This is a genomic window from Kitasatospora sp. NPDC005748 (genome assembly GCF_040630735.1).
GTDB lineage: Bacteria > Actinomycetota > Actinomycetes > Streptomycetales > Streptomycetaceae > Kitasatospora.
In genome coordinates this window covers 14,655-35,096 of the sequence record NZ_JBEXYD010000029.1, presented here as the reverse complement: position 1 = coordinate 35,096, position 20,442 = coordinate 14,655, and the positions used below count along the sequence as shown (strand labels likewise).

Below are 20,442 nucleotides of genomic sequence, written 5' to 3'. Positions count from 1 at the left end.
GACCCGCCCCGGCCGGTCCGCGCACCGCCACCATGGCGCAGGCGCTCAACTCCGCGCTGCGGGACGCCCTGCGCGCGGACCCGGCCGTGCACGTGCTCGGCGAGGACGTCGGCGCGCTCGGCGGCGTCTTCCGGATCACCGACGGCCTGACCGCCGAGTTCGGCGCCGACCGCTGCCTGGACACCCCGCTGGCCGAGGCCGGCATCCTCGGCACCGCGATCGGCATGGCGATGTACGGGCTGCGCCCGGTGGTCGAGATGCAGTTCGACGCCTTCGCGTACCCGGCGCTGGAGCAGCTGTTCTCGCACGTCGCCAAGATGCGCAACCGCACGGCCGGGCGGCTGCCGCTGCCGATCACCGTGCGCATCCCGTACGGCGGCGGCATCGGCGGGGTCGAGCACCACAGCGACGCCTCCGAGGCCTACTACACCAGCACCCCCGGGCTGCACGTGGTCACCCCGGCGACGGTGGCGGACGCCTACGGGCTGCTGCGGGCCTCGATCGCCTCGGACGACCCGGTGGTCTTCCTGGAGCCCAAGCGGCTCTACTGGGGCAAGGCGGAGTTCGACCCGGCGGCGCCGGTCGAGCCGATCGGACGGGCCGTCCTGCGGCGGACCGGGACGTCGGCGGTGCTGATCACCTACGGCCCCTCGCTGCCGGTCTGCCTGGAGGCGGCCGAGGCGGCCAAGGCCGAGGGCTGGGACCTCGCGGTGCTCGATCTGCGCACCCTGGTCCCGTTCGACGACGAGACGGTCTGCCGGGTGGTGCGCTCGCTCGGCCGGGCCGTGGTGGTGCACGAGGCGACCGGCTTCGGCGGCACCGGTGCGGAGATCGCCGCCCGGGTGACCGAGCGCTGCTTCCACCACCTGGCGGCCCCGGTGCTGCGGGTCACCGGCTTCGACATCCCGTACCCGCCGCCGATGCTGGAGCACCACCACCTCCCCGGGGTGGACCGGATCCTGGACGCGGTCGCCCGGCTGCAGTGGGAGGCCTGAGGATGATGCCGGTCGTACGCGAGTTCACGCTGCCCGACCTCGGTGAGGGGCTCACCGGGGCGGAGGTGGTGCGCTGGATGGTCGAGGTCGGTGAGGTGATCGCCGTGGACCAGCCGGTGGTGGAGGTGGAGACCGCCAAGGCGGTGGTCGAGGTGCCCTGCCCGTACGGCGGGGTGGTCACCGCCCGGTACGGCGAGCCGGGTGAGGAGGTGGCGGTCGGCGCACCGCTGGTGACGGTCGCGGTGTCGCCCGCCGCGGGCGCGCCGTCCCCGTCCGCCGAGGTGGAGCGTCCGCTGGTCGGGTACGGGGTCGCGGAGCCGGACAAGGGCGGCCGGCGCCGCCGGGTCGGGGCTCCGGCCACCGCTCCGGCGCCTGTTCCGGCGGCCGTCGCCGCGCCGGTGGCCGTGGTGGCGCCCGCCGCTCCGCCAGCCGTGGCCGTGGCCGTCGCGCCGGTGGTGGTGCCGGTGATCTCGCCGCTGGTCCGGCGGTCGGCCCGGGAGCACGGGATCGATCTGGCGGCACTGACGGGCAGCGGGCCGGACGGTCTGATCATGCGCGCGGACGTCGAACGGGCGATCGCGGCGCTGGCCCCCGGCGGTGCGCCGGCGGCGGTGCCGGTGTCCAACGGGGCGAGCGCGCCGGCCGGGGCCGAGGTGGTGCCGCTGCGCGGTCTGCGCAGGGCGGTGGCCGAGAAGCTCACCCGCAGTCACCGGGAGATCCCGGCGGCGACCTGCTGGGTCGACGCGGATGCCACCGAACTGATGGTGCTGCGAAGGCAGTTGAATGCCACCGCCGGGCCGAAGGTGAGCGTGCTGGCGCTGCTCGCCCGGATCTGCACGGTGGCGCTGGCCCGCTTCCCCGAGCTCAACTCCAGTGTCACCGAGGACGGTTCGGGCATCCTCCGGCACTCCGCGGTGCACCTGGGCTTCGCCGCCCAGGGCGAGCGGGGCCTGGTCGTTCCGGTGGTGCGCGACGCCCAGCGGCTGAGCACCGAGCAACTCGGCGCCGAACTGGCGCGGTTGACCGAGTCGGCCCGGACCGGGGCGCTCACCCCGGCCGAGCTCACGGGTGGGACCTTCACCCTGAATAACTACGGGGTGTTCGGGGTGGACGGCTCCACCCCGATCCTCAACCACCCCGAGGCGGCGATGCTCGGGGTGGGCCGGATCGTCGCCAAACCCTGGGTTCACCAGGGCGAGTTGGCGGTGCGCGAGGTGACCCAGCTGTCGTTCACCTTCGACCACCGGGTCTGCGACGGCGGTACCGCGGGCGGGTTCCTGCGGTTCGTCGCGGACTGCGTCGAGCAACCGGGCATGCTGCTGCGGCAGTTGTGACCGGCGTCCGGGCGGTCGCCTTGGGTGGCTGCCCGGACACCCAGGGCGACCGCAGATCGAGCGAGAGTAGCGCGTACGGGGGGCGGGTGTCCGGCCTTCGCGCGATTTGTCGGATGAGCACTTCGGGCGTGCCACGCTGCCTAGGCGTCAGCAGGAACAAGCCAGGTGGTGGCACAGGCCGGCCGGAGGCGAAACGATTCTCTTGGGTACTCGAAACGTTGCGGTGAAGTCACGCAGAACTCTCCTGGTCCGCACCGGACACGGCTCGGCGGCAGCCGCGGCCGTCCCGGGGATGCCGGACTCCGGCCCGGAGCCGGCCCCGGACACCGTGCCGACCGCGGCGGCGGCCGTCCCGCCGATGCCGCTGGACCCGCCGGACCTCCCGCCGGTCTCCGCCGCCCCGGTGCCGGTGGCTCCGCTCGTCCCGGCCCCCGCCGCGGCGCTGCGGGTGGCGATCCCCGACCCGCCGGCCCGGCCGCCCGCGATCCCGGCGCCGTCGACGCCCGCCGGGCCGCCGGTGCCCGCGATCGAGCCGCTGTTCACCCGGGCCCCCGGCCTCAACTGGACCGCCGTGGGCGGCGATCCCGCCCGGCCGCCGGTCGCCGCCGTGGCCGGCGGGGCGACCGCAACCGAGCCGGTGCCCGCCGCCGTGTCCGGCCCCGGGGCCGCCGCCGCGCAGCAGCCGCCCACCGCCCGGGACATCGAGCTGATCCGGGCCAGCCTGGCCGTGGTCGAGCCGGTCGCGGACCGGGCCACCGCGCACTTCTACGCGCTGATCTTCCTGCACCACCCCGAGGTCCGTGCGCTCTTCCCGGCCGCCATGGACGTCCAGCGCGACCGGCTCTTCCGCGCGCTGCTGATGGCCGCCCGCAGCGCCGGCGACCCGGAGGGCCTGCGCGGCTACCTGAGCGCCCTGGGGCGCGGCCACCGCCGGTACGGCACCCTGACCGGTCACTACGGACCGGTGGGGGAGTGCCTGGTGGCGGCGCTGGCCCGGTACTCGGGCAGCCGCTGGGACGCCGAGACCGAGCTGGCCTGGCGGCGGGTCTACCGGCTGGTCTCCTCGATCATGATCGAGGCCGCCGAGGATGACGCCCGTACCTCGCCGCCCTGGTGGCAGGCCGAGGTGGTCGGGCACGAGCTGCGCACCCCGGACGTCGCGGTGCTCACCCTCCGCCCCGACCAGGCCTATCCGTACCGGGCCGGGCAGTACACCAGTCTGGAGACGCCCTGGTGGCCGCGGGTCTGGCGGTACTTCTCGTTCGCCTCCGCGCCCCGGCCGGACGGTCTGCTGACCCTCCACGTCAAGGCCGTCCAGGCGGGCTGGGTGAGCAACGCGCTGGTGCACCGGGCCGCACCGGGCTCGGTGCTGCGGCTGGGCCCGGCGGCGGGCACGATGACCGTCGACCACACGTCCGGGGCGGACCTGCTCTGCCTCGGCGGCGGCACCGGGATCGCCCCGATCAAGGCGCTGGTGGAGGAGGTGGCCGAGTACGGCGCGGCGGGCCGCGCGGTGGACGTCTTCTACGGGGCCCGGCGGGCCGCCGAACTCTACGAGCTGGCGGCGCTGCGCGCGCTGGCCGAGCGCCACCGCTGGCTGTCGGTGCACCCGGTGCTGTCCGGGCCGGGGCCGCAGGCCGGTGGTCCGGTGCCGGGCGGCGGAATGCTCACCGGTGAACTGCCCGAGGTGGTCGGCCGGTTCGGACCGTGGGCGGACCGGGAGGCCTTTCTGGGCGGGCCGGCCGCGATGGTGCGGCGCGGCGCCGGGGTGCTGCTGCGGGCCGGGGTGGCGCCCGAGCGGATCCGGCACGACCTGGTCGGCGATCTGGCGGCGGGCTGAGCCGGGAGCCGGACCGCCCGGCTCCTCCCCTGGGCCCCGGGCCCGTCAGTCGAAGTCGGGGGCGAGCAGGGCCCGGACGCCCTCGATGTTGGCCGCCAGGTACGCCCGCAGGCTGGGCGGGACGACGTTGACCGAGGTGACGCCCTCCCGGGTGAAGGGCACCCGGACCACCTCGTACTCGCCGTTGGGCTCGTCCACCTCCGGCCCGTGCCGGCGGTCGAGGTCCATCGAGGCGAGCCGGCAGACGAAGAAGTGCTGGACCTTGACCCCGTGCGGGTGGAGCAGCGTGCCGTCGTCGTGGTGGGTGTGGCTGATGGTGTCGACGAAGGCGGGGACGAGGTCCAGGACCTTGCCGCCGAGCTCCTCGTCCACCTCGCGGTGCAGGGCGTCGGTGACCGTGCGGTCCTCGCTCTCGACCCCGCCGCCGGGGGTGATCCAGTACGGGTGCGGGGAGCCGGGCCTGGTGCGTTTGATCAGCACGATCGAGGCCGGTCCATGGGGATCGGCCGGGTCCAGCTCCAGCAGGATCGCCCGCGCGGTGCGTTTGACGACGGGTCGGGGCGGGGTGCGCATGGCCACCTCCGGGGCTGGAGCGTTGTGCGGGAGTCTCCCGCACGCCGACCGGCCCGAAACTCGGACCTGCTCGGGTGCGTCCGTTCGGGGCGTGTTCACAGTGCCGATGGATCTTGGATAGCCAAGGTGAATGTTCACCTGATCTTCAAAATATCGAACTGATCTCCACCGTCGCCTTCAATCCAAAGGAATTTGTCGATCGAACGGTCGGAGAGTGATTGCGGCCGCGCCCGGCCTGTGCTGCGATGAGCGACCAGCCACCCGGCCGGGCAGAACGAGAGGTACTGGCGCCATGCAGCACAGCACAGTCCAGGGTCACCTGGTGATGAGCCTCGTGGTCTCCACCGAGCTCTCCTTCCGCCTCGTGGCCGAGCTGGAGTACGACCCCGCCGACCCGTTCGCGGTCCGCCTCACCTTCCACCTGCCCGGCGACGCCCCGGTCACCTGGGTCTTCGCCCGGGAGCTGCTGTTCGACGGGGTCGACCGGCCGACGGGCGAGGGCGACGTGCACGTCCACCCGGCCGGCGAGGAGCTCTCGGAGGTCTGCGTCGTGCTGCGCTCCCCCGAAGGACATGCCCGGTTGCGCGCCTGCGCGGCGCCGCTGACCGCCTTCCTCGCGCGGACCGACCGGCTGGTGCCGAGGGGCCGGGAGCTGACCGGCGGGGAGATCGACGCGCAGCTCGCCGACATCCTCGGAGGCTGCGAGCGGTGACCGGTCGCCCGCCGGCGACGGTGGGACGAAGGGGCCCGCCCCGGTGCGGAACCGGGTGCGGGCCCCTTTCGCGTGCCCGGGCGCGCGGACCGCGGCGCGTCGCTCAGTCGTCGTCGCCGAGCGCCAGGTTGAGGCCCCAGGAGACCAGGCTGATGATGAGCGCGCCGAACAGCGCCGCCCAGAAGCCGTCGACGTGGAAGTCCAGGTCGAGCTTGTCCGAGGCCCAGGAGGTCAACCAGAGCATCAGGGCGTTGATGACGAAGGTGATCAGGCCCAGGGTGAGGATGAACAGCGGCAGCGAGAACAGCTTGACCACGGGCTTGATCAGCCAGTTGACCACGCCGAAGATCAGTGCGACGGCGATCACCGTCAGGGTCTTGCTCTGCCAGTCGTCGCCGGTCAGCGTGATCCCGGAGACGATCCAGGCGGCCACCCAGATGGCGGCCGCGTTGATAAGTGTCTTGATGACGAAACCCTTCATGGGGCCAGCGTCCCAGGCCGGTCGGGGCGGGGGAAGCGCCCGACCGGCATGTTTGGTGTTGAATGCCCCCTGGACCCGGGCCAAGGACGAGGAGGGGCACCCCCGATGAAGCTGTTCCGGCTGGACGAACTCGACGCCGAGCGCGCCGCCAACGACGGTGCCTATCTGCGCTTCCTGCGCGAGCCGCGGATGTCCGCCGGGCTCTACGCGCTCTCCCCCGGCGCCACCGACCCGCAGACCGCGCACGCCCAGGACGAGATCTACCAGGTGGTCAGCGGCCGGGCCGAGTTGACCGTCGGGAACGAGACCACCACGGTGGCCCGCGGCACCGTGGTCTACGTCCCGGCGGGAGTGCCGCACCGGTTCCACCACGTCACCGAGGAGTTGCGGGTCCTGGTGGTGTTCTCCCCGCCGGAGGACTGACGGCCGGGGCCCGGGGCGGTCCGGCTAGGGTCGGGGCATGAGCCTGAGCCTGACGGAAGAACTCTGGGCGGCGATCGAGCCGATCTACGCCGAGATCCTCGACCACCCCTTCATCGGCGGCCTCACCGACGGCACCCTGCCGCGCGAGGCATTCCGCCACTTCGTCGTCCAGGACTCGCACTACCTGCGCGACTACGCCCGCGCGCTCGCCGTCTGCGCCGCCAAGGCGCCCGGCGAGGAGGACGTGCGGGCCTTCGCGGACGACGCGGTCGGCGCGCTGGCGGCCGAGCAGGGCATGCACGCGGAGTTCATGACGGCCTTCGGCGCCGACGCCGAACAGGCCGCCGCCGAGCCGGTGCTGCCCACCACCCGGGCCTACACCAGCTACCTGCTGGCCACGGTGTACGGCGGCTCCTTCGCGGAGGCGGTCGGCGCCGTGCTGCCCTGCTACTGGATCTACGCCCGGGTCGGCGACCGGCTGCTGGCCGAGGGCTCCCCCGACCCGCTGTACGCCAAGTGGATCGCCACCTACGGCGACGAGGCCTTCCAGTCCGTGGTGCGCCGCGTCCTCGCGCTGGCCGACCGGCTCGGCGAGGAGATCTCCCCGGCCGAACGCCGCCGGGTGGTGGAGCACTTCACCACCACCTCGCGGTACGAGTGGATGTTCTGGGACGCCGCCTGGCGCGGCGAGACCTGGCCGGTCTGACACCCTCCGGGCCGGCGTCCGGGCCGTTCCCCCGAGCCTTTCCGGGTGCCCTTTCGGGCGCCCTCCCCCGGGTCTCCCCGGGGGCCGGAGTAGGGGTGATCTCCGGGTTCTCTCCGGGCCATCGGCCCTCGTTCCGACCCGTGCGTCACCGTACGATCGAAGTATCGAAGCAAGCGGGATGCGGCACCGGACGGCAGCCGGCCCGAGGGGAGAGAAGGAACGGACATGGCTGAGTTCTGGAAGTCGCTGCCCTCGTGGGTGCGCAACATCGTCGTTCCGGTGCTGGTGCTGATCCTGGCCTGGAACATCATCGGATTCGTCTTCGGCGTGGTGGGCGCGCTGCTGAGCCTGGTCATCAAGCTGCTGGTGGTGGTGGGGATCGCGGCCGCCGTGGTGATCCTGGTGAAGAAGGCCGCCAGGAGCTGAGCCGCCGGTCCCGGACGCCCGTACCCCCTCGGGGGTGCGGGCGTCAGTCGTCGGCGGACGCGCCCCGGGCGCCGGCGGTGGCCCGGTCGAGCAGCAGGACCGTGTCGAGGTCCCAGAGCGGCCGCCAGTGCTGGGTCCGGGACCGGCCGAGGTCGAGGGTGACGCCGGTGGCGAGCTGGTCGACCGCGTACGGGGTCAGCCCGGGGACGCGGCCGGTCCGGGCGGCCAGCCGGGCGAGCGGCGCCGGCACGTGGCCGATCCGGGCCCGCACGCCGTGCGCGGCGAGCACCCGGCGGACGGCGTCGTCGCGCCGGTAGTGCCGGTCGTCGGCGATGTTGTACGCGCCGGGCGTCCAGGCGCGGCCGCCGGTCAGGCCCAGGGCGGCCAGGCAGGCGTCGGCGAGGTTCTGCACGGCGGTCAGGCTGATCCGGACGTCGCCGCCGGGGAGCAGCAGCAGTCCGCGCCGCACCCGTGCCAGCAGTTGGGGCGCGAGGTGCGGATCGCCCGGCCCGTAGACGGCGCGTGGGCGAAGGACGACGGCGCCCGCCTCCAGCGCGAGCCGTTCGGCGGCCGCCTTGGTGCGCCCGTAGGCGTTGAGGTGGCCGCCCTCGGTGGAGTGGTGCTCCATGATCCAGGAGCGGCCGATCCGGGGGTCGTAGACGCTGGCGCTGCTCACCTGGACCACCGGACGGCCGGCGGCGGCGCGCAGCAGCCGTGCGGTACCGGTGACGTTCACGGCGTACTGCCCGGCCTCGCCGGCGGAGCCCCGGGGGAGGTCGGCGACGGCCGCGGCGCAGTGCACCACCAGGTCGGCGCCGGCCAGGTCGGGGTCGCCGGTGGTGGCGTCCCAGTGGACGTGGCGGCCGACCGGGCCGGGGGACCGGCCGTAGCAGAGCACGTCGAGGCCCAGCGCGGCGGCGGCGAGGGCGACGTGCGAGCCGCAGAAGCCGCCGGCGCCGGTGACGGCTATCCGCATCGGGACTCCTCAGGCCGCTCGGGTGTCGTGGGACGGGCCGCCCCGGGCTCCGGTGCGCGCCGGACGGTGAGCTCCGCGTAGCCCGGGAGCGCGGACCGCCGGTCGACCCGGGCCCGGACGACCACCGGGCGGTGCGGGGCCAGCGCGAGCAGCACGTCCGTGAGCAGGGCCCGGGCGAGGCCGGCGCCCGGGCAGGCGTGCGGGCCGGCGCCGAAGACGGCCTGGGTGGCGGCCGGGCCGGGGGCCGGTCCGGTCCGGTGGGCCCCGGCGGCGTGCCGGGCGACCAGGACCAGGCGGTCGCCGGCCCGGAGGGGGCAGCCGGCCAGCGTGGCGTCGGCGGCGGTGACCCGGGGGAGCAGTGGCGAGGGCGCGGTCAGCCGGAGGAGTTCGGCGGCCAGGCCGGGGGCCGTCCCGGCGTCCACCCCGGTCCAGAGGCCGGCGTCGGCGCACCAGGCGGCGGCCCGGGGCAGGGCGGCGACGGTGGTGGTGACGGCGGCGACGGTGAGCATCGCGTCGAGCGGGTCCGGGAGCAGCGCGGTGAGGTCGGCCGCCCTGGCGGCGGCGGTGGCTCCGGCCCTCCGGTGGCCGGGCAGCCGAGGGCCGGGCAGGTGGTCCCGGGCGGTGGCCGCGGCGGCGGCGGCGCAGGCCTGGGCGAGGGTGCGCGGGTCGGCGCCGGAGCCGGTCAGCGCGGCCGCCGTCACTCCGGCCAACTCCTCTGCCAGGGTGACGAGTTCGAGTGAACCGGTGGCCAGTTCGGGGACGCGTTCGGCGAGCACGGCCTGCCAGTGCGGGCGGATCCGGTCGAGTGCTCCGGTGCCGAGGTCGGCCGCCACCGCCCGCCGCGCGGCGCGGTGCCGGGCGCCCTCCTGGTCGAACAGCAGCCCCCCGCCGCTGAGTCGGGCGGCGGCCCCGCCGGTGGTGCCGGCCGCCGTGCGGTCGAGCGGGACGCGGGTGAGCGCCTCGCGGTAGGCCTCGGTGCCGTGGACCAGGACGGTTCGGCCGAGCCGGACGACCGGGCGGCGGCGGGTGAGGCAGAGCAGCGCGAACAGCACGGGGTGGCTGCGCAGGTAGACCCGGCGGTCGCGGCGGCGCGCGGCCCGGTCGGCGGCGGCGGGTGCGTGGGCGGCGGGTGCGTGGGCGGACGTGGGGCCGGGCGTCGGGGTGGGTGCGCGGGCGGGCGCGGGGGCGGGTGCGCGGCCGGTGCCGCGGTCGGTGGTCATGCGGACAGCTCCCGGGCGCAGTGGGCGGCGGCCGCCGCCCGGTCGGGCTTGCGGGAGCGCCCGGCCAGCGGGACCTCCCCGAACAGCACGGCGTCCGGCCGGGCGCCGCCCATCCGGTCGAGCGGGTCCCTCAGGGCGGCGCGCAGCCGCCGCGGATCGGCGCCGGGACGCGGCTGGACGAGGGCCACCAGCCGTTCGTCGCCCGGCGCGCCGGCGGCCGGGACCCCGACCAGGACGGCGAGTTCGACGTCCGGAAGGTGCAGCGCGGGCTCGTACAGGCCCGGGTAGATGTTCTCGGCCCGGCGCAGCACCATGTCCTTCAGCCGCCCGGCGAGCACGATCCGGCCGTCCGGGGCGAGGGTGGCCCGGTCGCCGGTGCGGACCCAGGGGTCGGGTTCCTCGCCGAGGTAGCGGTGCCGGGCGCCCGGGCCGGTGAGCAGGAGCTCGCCCTCCGGGGTGAGGCCGGTGCGCACCCCGGGCAGCGGTGCGCCGACCAGGTCCCCGGGCCCGGTGTGGGCGCTCTTCCCGGCCTCCTCGACGGCGGCGGCCGGGAACAGCTCGGTGAGCGCGTACACGCCCCAGGCCTGGTCGGCGCCGGCCTGCTTGACCCGGCGCAGCAGGGCGGCGTCGGCGGGCGCGGAGCCGGTCCAGACCCGGCCGTGGAAGCGGGCCCCGGCGCCGAGCGCGGCGCGCAGGGCGGGCGGGGTGAGGTAGGTGTGGGCCGGTGCCAGCCGGGCGAGTTGGCCGGCCAGCGCCCGCGGGCGCCGGGCCGGCAGGGCGACGGCGGCGCCGGCCGCCAGCGCGGGCACCAGGACGAAGAAGGTGCCGCCGAGCACGGTGCTGCCCGGGCGGGGGTCGACCAGGTCGGTGACGGTGCGCAGACCGGCCGCCAGGCCCTCGCGGGTGTGCACGACGGCGCGCGGGCGGGCGGTGGTGCCGGAGGTGAAGACGATCACCGCGTCGGTGTCCGCGCCGCCGTCGCGGGGCGCGGGCGCGGCGCCGCCGGTGACCGCGAGCCGGGGGGCGCAGCCGGGCAGCCGGCGGCCCAGGGTGGCGACCGGGCCGAGCGCCGACAGCCGGGGCAGTGCGAGGTCGGCGCGGCGGGCCAGCGGTCCGGCCCAGCCCGCCACCGCCTGGGCGGCGGCGTCGGCGAGCACGAGGTCCGGCCGGGCCAGGGCGAGCCGGGCGGCCAGCACGTCCGGCCCGGCGGTCGGGTCGAGGACGGCGGCGCGCAGGCCGAGCCGGTGGGCGGCGAGCAGGACGGCGAGCGCCCGGGGGCCGGGGCGGACGGCGACGCCGAGGGTGGCGCCGGGGCCGAGGCCGCGGGCGTGCAGGGCGGCGGCGTAGCGGTCGGCCAGGTCGGCGAGTTCGCCGCGGCGGATCAGGACCCTGGTGCCGCCGGTGCGGCCGCGGCCCAGGACGGCGGGACGGTCGGGGTGGACGGTGCGCAGGGCGTGGGCGAGCCGGTCGAGCACGGGGCCCTCCTCGACGGGGTTGCGGTGGTCGGTTCTCCGGGCGCTCGGTTCTCCGGGCGCTCCGTTCCGGGGGTGCGCGGTCAGCGGGTGCGCGGTTCTCCGGGCGTGCGGCCGGTTCAGCGGACGTCGACCGAGCGCCGGCCGGCGCCGCGCTCCAGGTACCAGCGGGCGGTGCCGACCACGCCGTAGGCGCGGATCCGCCGGGTGGAGTTCTGCACCACCATGTCGCGGCGGTGGACGATCGCGGTGGTGTGGCGGCGCACCCGGTTGATGAACATCCGGTCGGTGGGCGACGGCCGGCGCGGCATCCCGCCGACGGCCCGGTACAGCTCCGCGGTGATCGCCATGTTGTTGCCGGCGTGCATCCGGTACGGCGTGAGGAAGCCGTGCCGGCGGCGGTGCGCGGGCCGGATCCGGCCGAAGAGGGCGCCGAGCGCGACCAGCACCAGGAACACCGCGCGCCCGGCCGGCCCGTGCTCGTCCCGGCGGGCGGTCACCCGGCCGCAGACCAGCCCGCCGCAGGCGCGCATCCCGGCCCGGGCGGCCGCCGTCCAGCCGGGTTCGGGCAGGCAGTCGGCATCGGTGCGGGCCAACAGGGTGGCGCCGTGCGCGATGGCGTACCGGAAGCCGGTGTCGATCGCCGAGCCGACGCCCTTCTCCGGCTCGACCAGCACCTCGACCGGGAACGGCGCCCGGGCGGCGAAGGCCCGGACCTTCGCCACGGTGGCGTCGCTGGAGCCGTTGTCGGCGACCAGCAGGGTGAACGCGCGGTCGCGCTGCGCGGCCAGGGCGGCCAGGGTGTGCTCGATCCTGGCCTCCTCCTGGTAGGCCGGCACGACCACCCAGAGGTCCGTCCCGGTGCTCATGACGCCTCCCAGACCATCGTCATCAGGCTGACGCCGCCACCGAGGCCGATCAGCAGCACCTTGTCCCCCGGGTTCAACTCCGGGGTTGTTCGTTCGAGTTGGATGCCCAGGGTGGCGCTGGCGACATTGCCCAGCTCCGGCACGGTGAGGACCAGCTTCTCCGCGGGCACGCCGGTGAGCTCGACGAAGCGCTCCAGGTAGGGGACGGTCACCTGGTGCACCAGCACCCGCGCGTAGTCGTCCCAGCCGAGGCCGGTACGGGCCGCGACCCTGGTCAGGATGGCGCCGCCGATCTGCTCGAAGACCCCGCGCAACTCCTTTCCACCGCCCCGGAAGTAGCTGTACTCGTCGCCGCGCGGGTGGCGCGACCCACCGCCGGGGATGCCGCCGGCCGCCCAGTGCTCGGAGGCTGTCTCGGTCTCGATGTCCAGGATGCCGCCGCGCTCGACCGCCTCGACGACCACGGCCGCACCGGCGTCGCCGAAGGTGTACCCGGCGAAGCCGTCCCGGAAGTCCTCCTGACCGGCCGGATCGCGGCGCATCGCCCGGCTCGGCGTCTCGCCGGTGACCACCAGGGCGCGCCGGGCGCGGCCCGCCAGGATCATCGCGCGGGCCAGGTCGATGCCGTTGAGGAAGCTGTTGCAGGCGTTGCTGACGTCCAGCGCGTGGGCCCGGGAACCGAGTTCGGCCTGGACGAGGTGGGCGGTGGCGGGCTCGCAGACGTCCCGGGTGGCGGAGGCGTACAGCAGCAGGTCGAGGTCGAGCGGGTCCAGTCCGCGGGCCGCCAGGGCGCGCCGGGCGGCGCCGACCGCCAGCGTGGAGGCGTACTCGCCCTCGGCCGCGAAGTGCCGGGTGACGATCCCGGTCGCCTTCTCGAACATCCGCTCCGGCAGCCGGAGCCGACCGCCGGCGGTGACCTCGTCCTGGAGCTGCTGGGAGGTCAGGCGGTGGGCGGGGAGGTGGGCTCCGACGGCGGTGATGCCGATCCGCGCGGTGGCTGGAGGGTGCATGCCCCCATGCTCCGGCCGGCGCCGCCGCGCCCACCTGAGTACGGGTACTCAGGTGGGCGCGGGCGGCTACTCGACCGGGCCGGGAGCCGTCACTCCTCGACCGGGATCTGCTGGACGGGCACCACGACGGCCGCGCCGCCCGCGGCCGTCCCGGCCACCGCCGGTGCGGCGGCTCCGCCCGGCGCCGCGGTGTCCGGCGCCGGGCCGGGCTGCCCCGGCCCGTGCAGGGTGGTGAGCAGTTGGCGGGCCAGGCCGAGGCCGGTCCCGCCCATGGTGAGCGCCTTGGCGAACAGCTCGCCCACCCCGTCGGCGCCGTTGAGCAGCACCATGTGCTCGACGTTGCCGAAGGACTGCGCGGCGGCCAGCACGATGTCCGGCCACTTCTCCGCCAACTCCTGTGCCACCACGGCGTCCTGGTTCTCGGCGAGGGCGGCGGCCCGGGCCTGGATGCCGGCGGCCTTGGCGAGCCCGATCGCCTTGGCGGCCTCCGCGTCCGCCAGCCCGCGGGCCTCGGTGGCCGCGGCCTCGGCCTGTCCGGTGGCCCTGGTCGCCTCGGCCTCGGCCAGGGCGCGCAGCCTGGTGGCGTCCGCCGCGGCCTGGGCCGCGATCCTGACCTGGCCGGCCTCGGCGGCCGCCTTCAGCTCGGTCTCCTGGGCCTGGGCCTGCGCCGCCGAGATCCGCGCGTCGCGGTCGGCGTCCGCCCGGGTGCGGGTCTCGTACGCCTTGGCGTCGGCCGGCTTGCGGACCTCGATCTGCAGCTGCTGCTCCTTGCGGCGCGACTCCAGTTCGGCGACCTTCGTCTCCTGGACGACGACCTCCTGCCGGGAGGCGGCCTCGGCGAGCGGCCCGGCCTGCTGGGCGCGGGCGTTGGCGGTGTCCCGTTCGGCCTGGTAGGCGGACTGCTGGATGGCGCTGTTGCGGGTCGCCTCGGCCTTGCGGGCGGCGGCCTCCTGCTCCGCCTCGGTGGCCATCCGGTCGGCCGCGGCCTGGGCGATCCGGGCGTCCCGCTGGACGGCGGCGGCGTGCGGGATGGCGAGGTTCTTGATGTAGCCGGTCGGGTCGATGATCTCCTGGATCTGCAGGGTGTCGATGATCAGCCCGAGCTTCTCCATCTCCAGCCCGGAGGCGGCCCTGGTCTCCCCGGTGAGCCGCTCGCGGTCCCGGATCATGTCCTCGACGGTGAGCCCGCCGACGATCGAGCGCAGGTGGCCGGCGAAGACGTTGTGGACCCGCTGGCTGATCAGCTTCTGCTGGTCCAGGAATCGCCGGGCGGCATTGGCGATGGAGACGTCGTCGTCGCCGATCTTGAAGATCACCACGCCCTTGACCCGGACCGGGATGCCCTGCGTGGTGACGCATTCGACGTCCAGCTCGGCCTCGTTGAGGTCCAGCGAGAGCCGGCGGACGCCCTGCAGCCCCGGCGTGACGAAGGTCCCCCGCCCGGTGACGATCCGGAAGCCCAGGCCGTCCCCGACCCCCTCGGTCCGGTGCCGGGAGCCGGAGATGATCAGGGCCTCGTTGGGCTCGGCGACCCGCCACATGAGCTTGAAGAGCGTGACACCCACCAGCAGTACCCCGGCGGCGGTCCCGATGATGACGAACACCATGGTTCAACTCCCCCTTTCGGCGCATGAGATGCGCCGACTCGGATTGTCCGCCCGGGGCACCCGGAGGAGAAGGGATCGCACATGACCGTCCGTCACAACCCTGTCACGGCAGGATCGGTGCCACGTAGACGGTCCGGGGCGGGTGGTACTCGATCACCACCACGGGCGTCCCGACCGACAACCGGTCACCCGGCACGGCGAGATAGGCGAGGAACGCCTCCGTGCCCCGGCGCTCCGGGACGTGCACCATCACCTCGCCGACCAGTCCCGTGCCCACCGCTCCGCTGACCCGCCCCGTGCTCCCGATCACTGCGCTCCTCCTTCGCCGCCCGCCCCGCGTGACTGCCAGTCTGCCCGCCCCGGAGCGCCGCGGCGCCCCGTGGTCCGGAGCGCCGCCCGGGACCCCCTCTGGACCAGCGGCGATCCGCTCGCTACGGTGTTGGACGTCATGCGCAGGCAACACCGCCTGCGGACACGGGAGCTCGGAGCACCGGGCTGAGAGGGCGCTGACCGGAACGTCACTGGACGTGCCGACCGCTGCGTCGACCGCAGGAACCTGACCGGGTAATGCCGGCGTAGGGAGTAGAGGGTCTGATGACCACGTTCGACGCACAGCCGCAGTCTGCCCGGAACCAGGCCGCCGGAAGCGCGGCCACCGGCTACCCGACCCCGGCCTGGCGCAAGGCCTACCGCCAGGGGTCCCGCCCCGACCTGCGGGTCCCGTACCGCGAGGTCGTCCTGACCAACGGCCGGACCGTCCCGCTCTACGACACCTCCGGCTCGTACACCGATCCCGCCTACGAGGCCGACGTGCGGCGCGGCCTGCCGCCGCTGCGGGACGCCTGGATCCGCCAGCGCGGCGACGTCGAGGAGTACGACGGCCGCGAGGCCCGCCCGGAGGACGACGGGATCAAGCACACCTCGCCGCGCGGCGGGAACCTGCGCAACCTGGACGCCGTCTTCCCCGGCCGCCCGCGCCGCCCGCTGCGCGGCCGGTCCGGCGCCTCCGTCACCCAGCTCGCCTACGCCCGGCGCGGCGTGGTGACGCCGGAGATGGAGTTCGTGGCCCTGCGCGAGGGCCTGGACCCGGAGTACGTCCGCGCCGAGGTGGCGCGCGGCCGCGCCGTCATCCCGGTCAACGTGAACCACCCCGAGGTGGAGCCGTCGATCATCGGCACCAACTTCCTGGTGAAGATCAACGCCAACATCGGCAACTCCGCCGTCACCTCCTCGATCGAGGAGGAGGTGGAGAAGATGACCTGGGCCACCCGCTGGGGTGCCGACACCGTCATGGACCTCTCCACCGGCCGCAACATCCACACCACCCGGGAGTGGATCCTGCGCAACTCCCCGGTCCCGATCGGCACGGTGCCGCTCTACCAGGCGCTGGAGAAGGTCGACGGCCGGGCCGAGGAGCTCAGCTGGGACGTCTACCGGGACACCATCGTCGAGCAGTGCGAGCAGGGCGTCGACTACATGACCGTGCACGCCGGCGTGCTGCTGCGGTACGTGCCGCTGACGGCCCGTCGCAAGACCGGCATCGTCTCGCGCGGCGGCTCGATCATGGCGGCCTGGTGCCTGGCCCACCACCGGGAGAACTTCCTCTACACCAACTTCGAGGAGCTCTGCGAGATCCTCGCGAGCTACGACGTCACCTTCTCGCTCGGTGACGGCCTGCGCCCCGGCTCGATCGCCGACGCCAACGACGAGGCGCAGTTCGCCGAGCTGCAGACGCTGGGCGAGCTGGGCCGGATCGCCCGGGAGCGGGACGTCCAGGTGATGATCGAGGGCCCGGGCCACGTCCCGATGAACAAGATCAAGGAGAACATGGATCTCCAGAAGGAGATCTGCGACGAGGCGCCGTTCTACACCCTCGGCCCGCTGACCACGGACGTCGCCCCCGGTTACGACCACATCACCTCGGGCATCGGCGCCGCGATGATCGCCTGGTGGGGCACCGCGATGCTCTGCTACGTGACCCCCAAGGAGCACCTGGGCCTGCCCAACCGGGACGACGTGAAGACCGGCGTCATCACCTACAAGATCGCCGCCCACGCCGCCGACCTGGCCAAGGGCCACCCCGGCGCCCAGGCCTGGGACGACGCCCTCTCCGACGCCCGCTTCGAGTTCCGCTGGGAGGACCAGTTCAACCTGGCCCTCGACCCGGAGACGGCCCGCGAGTTCCACGACGAGACCCTCCCCGCCGAGCCCGCCAAGACGGCCCACTTCTGCTCGATGTGCGGCCCGAAGTTCTGCTCGATGAAGATCAGTAAATCCATCAATGAGAAGTTCGGCGCCGACGCGGCCTCGCCGGAGTACGACGAGGCTGCGGTCGAGGGCATGAAGACGATGTCCGAGGAGTTCAAGGCCCAGGGCAACAAGGTCTACCTGCCGATGGCGGACTGACCACACACCACCGCGCTCGGTGGGGCCAGGAGCTCCGTTCGGCTTCTGGCCCCCACCGAGTTACGGCATCCGTCCCCCGAGACAATAGGGCCTCCCAGGACGCCCTACCCGGCGACGGCTCGCCAGGGATCGAACAGTCTTGACCTCAGCCGCCGTAGAGGTTGTACCCAGCCATCTCATGCTTCCTGTCCGTCATCTCTCGGATGCCTGTATCGGCGGCGTCGAGTAGCCCGGCAATGCCCACCATCACGTTGTGGAAGTGACGGATGTGGATGCGGGTAACGCCGTCGAGCGTGGCATCACCACTGTTGCGGACCGGGTAGCGAAAGCCCTCGGAGCTCGGATCCATGCCATGGAGTTGGAAGAGCACACGCTCCGTGTTGTCCAGCTCCGCTTGGTCATCGCCAGGGAACGAACGCTCCAGAAGTGGCCGTGCCCTGCGCCACAGGACCTCAATGCTGTGGCTCCGCAGCAGCTCATGTGGCTCATCGAGATAGACGCTCGCCAGCTCGATCAAGGTCTTGAGATGAAGCTCGACGTAGTGCCGCCAGCACATTGCGAAGGGGTAGATCAGCGTGTCTTGGCCCCGCCCAGTGGACATGACCTCGTCTACGATGATCTCCGCGGCCTTCGCGTAGCCGCGGAGGTAGCCAAGCCAGCGATCCCGAGGAAAGTCGAGACAGGCCACGGCCTGCCAGTCAGGCTCCTCATGCAGAAGGTCAGCCTCTGCATGAGGCCACGCCGGCGGATCCGTGAAGCTCATCGTCTCGTCAGATGCGTCCATGCTTGTGAGTCTCCTCGGGCGCCTTGGACGGCGCACCCGATTTCATAGTCACACTGCCACAGAGCAGTTCACGCGCGGGACGGAGCAGCATGTTGGCCTCTTCCCGGTGGTGCGCGCATCGGTCATGACAGCGATGTACCGATGTATCTGGCTTCAAGACCGTCGAAGAACTCACGCAACTTGGCAGCCGCTGAAGGATCCTGAGTCAACTCGTAGCCGCCGTACCGGTAGACCTCATACCCCTTGAGTCGGAGGGTTCGATCCTCGGCCACCATCTCGGATTACGACTGCGGTGCTGCGACGTCGCCCTTGGCGTAGTGCTGCTTACCGTCCGCCTCGATCACGATGCGGATGTTGCCAGGCATCATCAAGAGGAAGTCCATACGCTCACGGTTCAAGCGCTGGCCCTTGTGGAGCTTTGGGCGCTCACGCTTGGTGAACGGGTGGTCGTCGAGAGCTTCTGAGCGAGTGGCCTCGCGGAGAGGCCAGCATCCGCTGGTATTCGTCGGTCTGACGCGAATTGGTCAAAGCAATCGGCGGGCCGCCCGTCTCTGACATGCTGAAGGTCCACGGAGAGGGGCCGCAGCGATGCAGTGGAAGATCCACGGGGAACGTCCGATCTACGAGAACCCCTGGGTGAACGTCTGGTTGGTCGACGTCGAGCAGCCGGACGGGCACCGGTGGGAGCATCATGTGCTCAAGCTGCGGCACCTGGCGGTGGCGGCGGTGGTGAACGATCAGAAGCAGGTGCTGATGATGTGGCGGCACCGGTTCATCACCGACTCGTGGGCTTGGGAGCTGCCCATGGGGTTGATCGAGGCAGACGAGACCCCGGCGGAGGCCGCCGCCCGCGAGGTGCTGGAAGAGACGGGTTGGACCGTCGAGCAGGTCAAGCCGCTGATCTATGCCCAGCCGGCGAACGGGATCACTGACTCGGAGCACTTCATCTTCCGGGCCGACGCCGTCGAGTACGCCGGGCCGCCGAGTGAGCGCAACGAGTCGGATCGGATTGAGTGGATCCCGCTGTCCGAGCTGCGCGGAATGATCGACCGACGCGAGATCGTGAGCAGCGGTTCGCTGGTCGGTGTGCTGTACCTGCTGCTTGATGAGGCCGGTCTGTAGTCAGGCGCTCATCTCCTGGATGCGGGCCGATAGTTCGGCGACCAGCCGGTTGCTGCGGTAGGGGGTCAGTAGGTGGCGGAACTCCCGAAGGTGCGCGAGCACGCGCGGGGATCCCACCTCGGTTGCCAGGGCAAGGGCTTGGCCAGCCGTAGTGCAGGCCAAGTCGATTTCGTGGCGCTGTAGCTGGGTGCGGGCCAGCCAGTAGGAGTGGAACGCGCGGCCGCGCAGGTTGGCGGCTGCTTCGGCCCGTAGCGCCTCCTGGATGAGCGGTTCGGCGGCCACGGTGTCGCCGAGCTGGCCCAGCGCGATGCCGGTGTCGACGGTGAGCTTCGTCTGATCGAAGTACTGGACCCAGAGCGGGTCGTCGTCTGCTGGATCGACGCGCTCGAAGTGCCGCCGTGCGTCATCGAGGGCCTGGTGGGTGGCCTCTCGGTCATGCGCGCTGGCGTGACCGAAGGCTTCTCGCATCGCCAGCATGGCCATCAACCTTGGCGTGCCGCCGTTGAGTCGTGCGGTGTCCTGTGCGGTCCGGGCAAGGACGATCGCCTCATGCGCCCTGTCCTCGTACGTGGCCTGGAGGCTGAGACAGGAGAGCACGTTGGCGACGAACGGGCGGTCGTCGATCTCGCGCGACAGACGCAGAGCTTCGGTGAAGTAGCCACGGGCAGTGCTGTACTGCCGGGCGTCGAAGTAGGTCCATCCGGTGAGGCGCGCGAGTTCGGCCGCGATGCCATGCAGGCTGCGCTGGTAGTTGGGATCGGTCGTGTCGCGCAGAACGTCCAGGACATAGCGAAGTTGGCCCATGACGGCCGGTCGGAGGGCTTCGCCACCGTGCTCGTCGTCGCGTCGCCAGTAGTCCTCGATGGAGGCCTGAAGGGATCGGAGAACCGTCGGCGTGACCCTGGTGCTGGCCGCTATGGCGAGGATGTCATCCAGCTCGCGGCTCGGCAGCACCGAATCCGCAGGAGCTGTGGCCCGTTGCCGGGCTGGTAGCGCCACGGGCTGAGCCGGGACCTGCGGGCGTTCCCAAGCTCGGGGGGCCAGACCGACCAGGTGGCCGGGGATTCGGAGGCCGTCGGCGATGCGCTCGATGACGGTCATGTTGGCGATCTCCCGGCGCCCCGCGATCACCTCGCCGACACGGCTTGGAGTCAGCCCGCACACCCGCGCGATGCGGGACGGGTGGAAACCACCTCGGGCTTTGGCCAGCCGAAAGATCACCGCGAAGTCCCGTGCCCTGCACGCGGCCACCATCTCGGGGTCGGCCAGCAGGCGACTCGGCAACCCGGGCGATCGTGCGGAATCGCTCATGTCCGGCACCCCCAGCACCGGGAAAGGTATCACTCCGTGTCACGTGGCGTAACTGACCGCGAGTTTACCCATGGTGGGTAATCACGTGGCCCTTATCCCGGAACTGCCCGCTCGGAAATCCTGGGGTCCTCCGAGCGCGAGCCCGGAGGAACGACCCGACCAGTACGAAGGGCGG

The 20,442-nt window shown here is 73.2% G+C and carries 20 protein-coding genes and 1 riboswitch; of the genes, 9 read left to right on the top strand and 11 right to left on the bottom strand.

What is annotated here, in order from left to right; translation table 11 throughout:
- Window positions 1-32: 32 nt before the first annotated feature.
- The 3 genes from ABZ495_RS21275 to ABZ495_RS21265 all read left to right on the top strand — a co-directional run bounded on the left by ABZ495_RS21275 (window position 33) and on the right by ABZ495_RS21265 (window position 4,169).
- Window positions 33-995 carry an alpha-ketoacid dehydrogenase subunit beta gene (locus ABZ495_RS21275; RefSeq protein ID WP_329492182.1) on the top strand — a complete coding sequence of 321 codons (963 nt, stop codon included), beginning with the start codon at window positions 33-35 and terminating at the stop codon, window positions 993-995.
- Between the two features lie 5 nt (window positions 996-1,000).
- A complete protein-coding gene (locus ABZ495_RS21270) occupies window positions 1,001-2,329 on the top strand; it encodes a dihydrolipoamide acetyltransferase family protein (protein ID WP_359837471.1) in 1,329 nt (442 codons plus the stop codon).
- Window positions 2,330-2,552: 223 nt separating this feature from the next.
- Entirely contained in the window at window positions 2,553-4,169 is a 1,617-nt protein-coding gene (locus ABZ495_RS21265; protein WP_359837438.1) for a globin domain-containing protein, read from the top strand.
- A gap of 45 nt (window positions 4,170-4,214) precedes the next feature.
- Here ABZ495_RS21265 and ABZ495_RS21260 read toward each other — a convergent pair whose 3' ends face one another.
- Complete coding sequence (locus ABZ495_RS21260; RefSeq protein WP_359837436.1) at window positions 4,215-4,742, bottom strand: NUDIX hydrolase; 528 nt, start codon at window positions 4,740-4,742, stop codon at window positions 4,215-4,217.
- 292 nt (window positions 4,743-5,034) lie between these two features.
- On the opposite strand from ABZ495_RS21260, the gene ABZ495_RS21255 reads away from it, so the two are divergent.
- On the top strand, window positions 5,035-5,454 hold the full coding sequence (locus ABZ495_RS21255; protein ID WP_359805836.1) for an SsgA family sporulation/cell division regulator: 420 nt from the start codon (window positions 5,035-5,037) through the stop codon (window positions 5,452-5,454).
- A gap of 103 nt (window positions 5,455-5,557) precedes the next feature.
- Here ABZ495_RS21255 and ABZ495_RS21250 read toward each other — a convergent pair whose 3' ends face one another.
- A complete protein-coding gene (locus ABZ495_RS21250; RefSeq protein WP_329488855.1) occupies window positions 5,558-5,935 on the bottom strand; it encodes a phage holin family protein in 378 nt (125 codons plus the stop codon).
- Window positions 5,936-6,040: 105 nt separating this feature from the next.
- Between ABZ495_RS21250 and ABZ495_RS21245 the strand changes: the two genes are divergently transcribed.
- The 3 genes from ABZ495_RS21245 (at window position 6,041) to ABZ495_RS21235 (ending at window position 7,490) form a co-directional block, all read left to right on the top strand.
- Window positions 6,041-6,358, top strand: coding sequence for a cupin domain-containing protein (locus ABZ495_RS21245; protein WP_329488856.1), 318 nt, complete (start codon window positions 6,041-6,043; stop codon window positions 6,356-6,358).
- Window positions 6,359-6,395: 37 nt separating this feature from the next.
- Entirely contained in the window at window positions 6,396-7,064 is a 669-nt protein-coding gene (gene tenA / locus ABZ495_RS21240) for a thiaminase II (RefSeq protein WP_352295008.1), read from the top strand.
- Window positions 7,065-7,289: 225 nt separating this feature from the next.
- A complete protein-coding gene (locus ABZ495_RS21235; RefSeq protein WP_329488858.1) occupies window positions 7,290-7,490 on the top strand; it encodes a DUF5326 family protein in 201 nt (66 codons plus the stop codon).
- A gap of 43 nt (window positions 7,491-7,533) precedes the next feature.
- Here ABZ495_RS21235 and ABZ495_RS21230 read toward each other — a convergent pair whose 3' ends face one another.
- The 7 genes from ABZ495_RS21230 to ABZ495_RS21200 all read right to left on the bottom strand — a co-directional run bounded on the left by ABZ495_RS21230 (window position 7,534) and on the right by ABZ495_RS21200 (window position 14,954).
- Window positions 7,534-8,466 carry an NAD(P)-dependent oxidoreductase gene (locus ABZ495_RS21230; protein ID WP_359837433.1) on the bottom strand — a complete coding sequence of 311 codons (933 nt, stop codon included), beginning with the start codon at window positions 8,464-8,466 and terminating at the stop codon, window positions 7,534-7,536.
- Window positions 8,457-9,686 carry a cytochrome P450 gene (locus ABZ495_RS21225; protein ID WP_359837431.1) on the bottom strand — a complete coding sequence of 410 codons (1,230 nt, stop codon included), beginning with the start codon at window positions 9,684-9,686 and terminating at the stop codon, window positions 8,457-8,459. The genes ABZ495_RS21230 and ABZ495_RS21225 overlap by 10 nt, the downstream gene beginning before the upstream one ends.
- Window positions 9,683-11,161: a class I adenylate-forming enzyme family protein gene (locus tag ABZ495_RS21220; protein WP_359837429.1), complete on the bottom strand. Its 1,479-nt coding sequence runs from the start codon at window positions 11,159-11,161 to the stop codon at window positions 9,683-9,685. The genes ABZ495_RS21225 and ABZ495_RS21220 overlap by 4 nt, the downstream gene beginning before the upstream one ends.
- 116 nt (window positions 11,162-11,277) lie before the next feature.
- Entirely contained in the window at window positions 11,278-12,027 is a 750-nt protein-coding gene (locus ABZ495_RS21215; protein WP_359837427.1) for a glycosyltransferase family 2 protein, read from the bottom strand.
- Window positions 12,024-13,037: a 3-oxoacyl-[acyl-carrier-protein] synthase III C-terminal domain-containing protein gene (locus ABZ495_RS21210; RefSeq protein ID WP_359805819.1), complete on the bottom strand. Its 1,014-nt coding sequence runs from the start codon at window positions 13,035-13,037 to the stop codon at window positions 12,024-12,026. The genes ABZ495_RS21215 and ABZ495_RS21210 overlap by 4 nt, the downstream gene beginning before the upstream one ends.
- 89 nt (window positions 13,038-13,126) lie before the next feature.
- Complete coding sequence (locus ABZ495_RS21205; RefSeq protein ID WP_359805816.1) at window positions 13,127-14,644, bottom strand: SPFH domain-containing protein; 1,518 nt, start codon at window positions 14,642-14,644, stop codon at window positions 13,127-13,129.
- A 103-nt stretch (window positions 14,645-14,747) separates the two neighbouring features.
- A complete protein-coding gene (locus ABZ495_RS21200) occupies window positions 14,748-14,954 on the bottom strand; it encodes a hypothetical protein (protein WP_359837425.1) in 207 nt (68 codons plus the stop codon).
- Between the two features lie 154 nt (window positions 14,955-15,108).
- Window positions 15,109-15,243, top strand: a riboswitch (TPP riboswitch).
- On the opposite strand from ABZ495_RS21200, the gene thiC reads away from it, so the two are divergent.
- Window positions 15,239-17,050, top strand: coding sequence for a phosphomethylpyrimidine synthase ThiC (gene thiC / locus ABZ495_RS21195; RefSeq protein WP_359837423.1), 1,812 nt, complete (start codon window positions 15,239-15,241; stop codon window positions 17,048-17,050). Its footprint overlaps the riboswitch before it by 5 nt.
- Window positions 17,051-17,195: 145 nt before the next feature.
- Here thiC and ABZ495_RS21190 read toward each other — a convergent pair whose 3' ends face one another.
- Window positions 17,196-17,834, bottom strand: a complete 639-nt coding sequence (locus tag ABZ495_RS21190; RefSeq protein ID WP_359837421.1) for a hypothetical protein — start codon at window positions 17,832-17,834, stop codon at window positions 17,196-17,198.
- 588 nt (window positions 17,835-18,422) lie between these two features.
- On the opposite strand from ABZ495_RS21190, the gene ABZ495_RS21185 reads away from it, so the two are divergent.
- Window positions 18,423-18,956: an NUDIX hydrolase gene (locus tag ABZ495_RS21185; RefSeq protein ID WP_359837419.1), complete on the top strand. Its 534-nt coding sequence runs from the start codon at window positions 18,423-18,425 to the stop codon at window positions 18,954-18,956.
- Here the strand turns inward: ABZ495_RS21185 and ABZ495_RS21180 are convergent, their stop codons facing one another.
- A complete protein-coding gene (locus ABZ495_RS21180) occupies window positions 18,957-20,267 on the bottom strand; it encodes a hypothetical protein (protein WP_359805804.1) in 1,311 nt (436 codons plus the stop codon).
- Window positions 20,268-20,442: the final 175 nt, after the last annotated feature.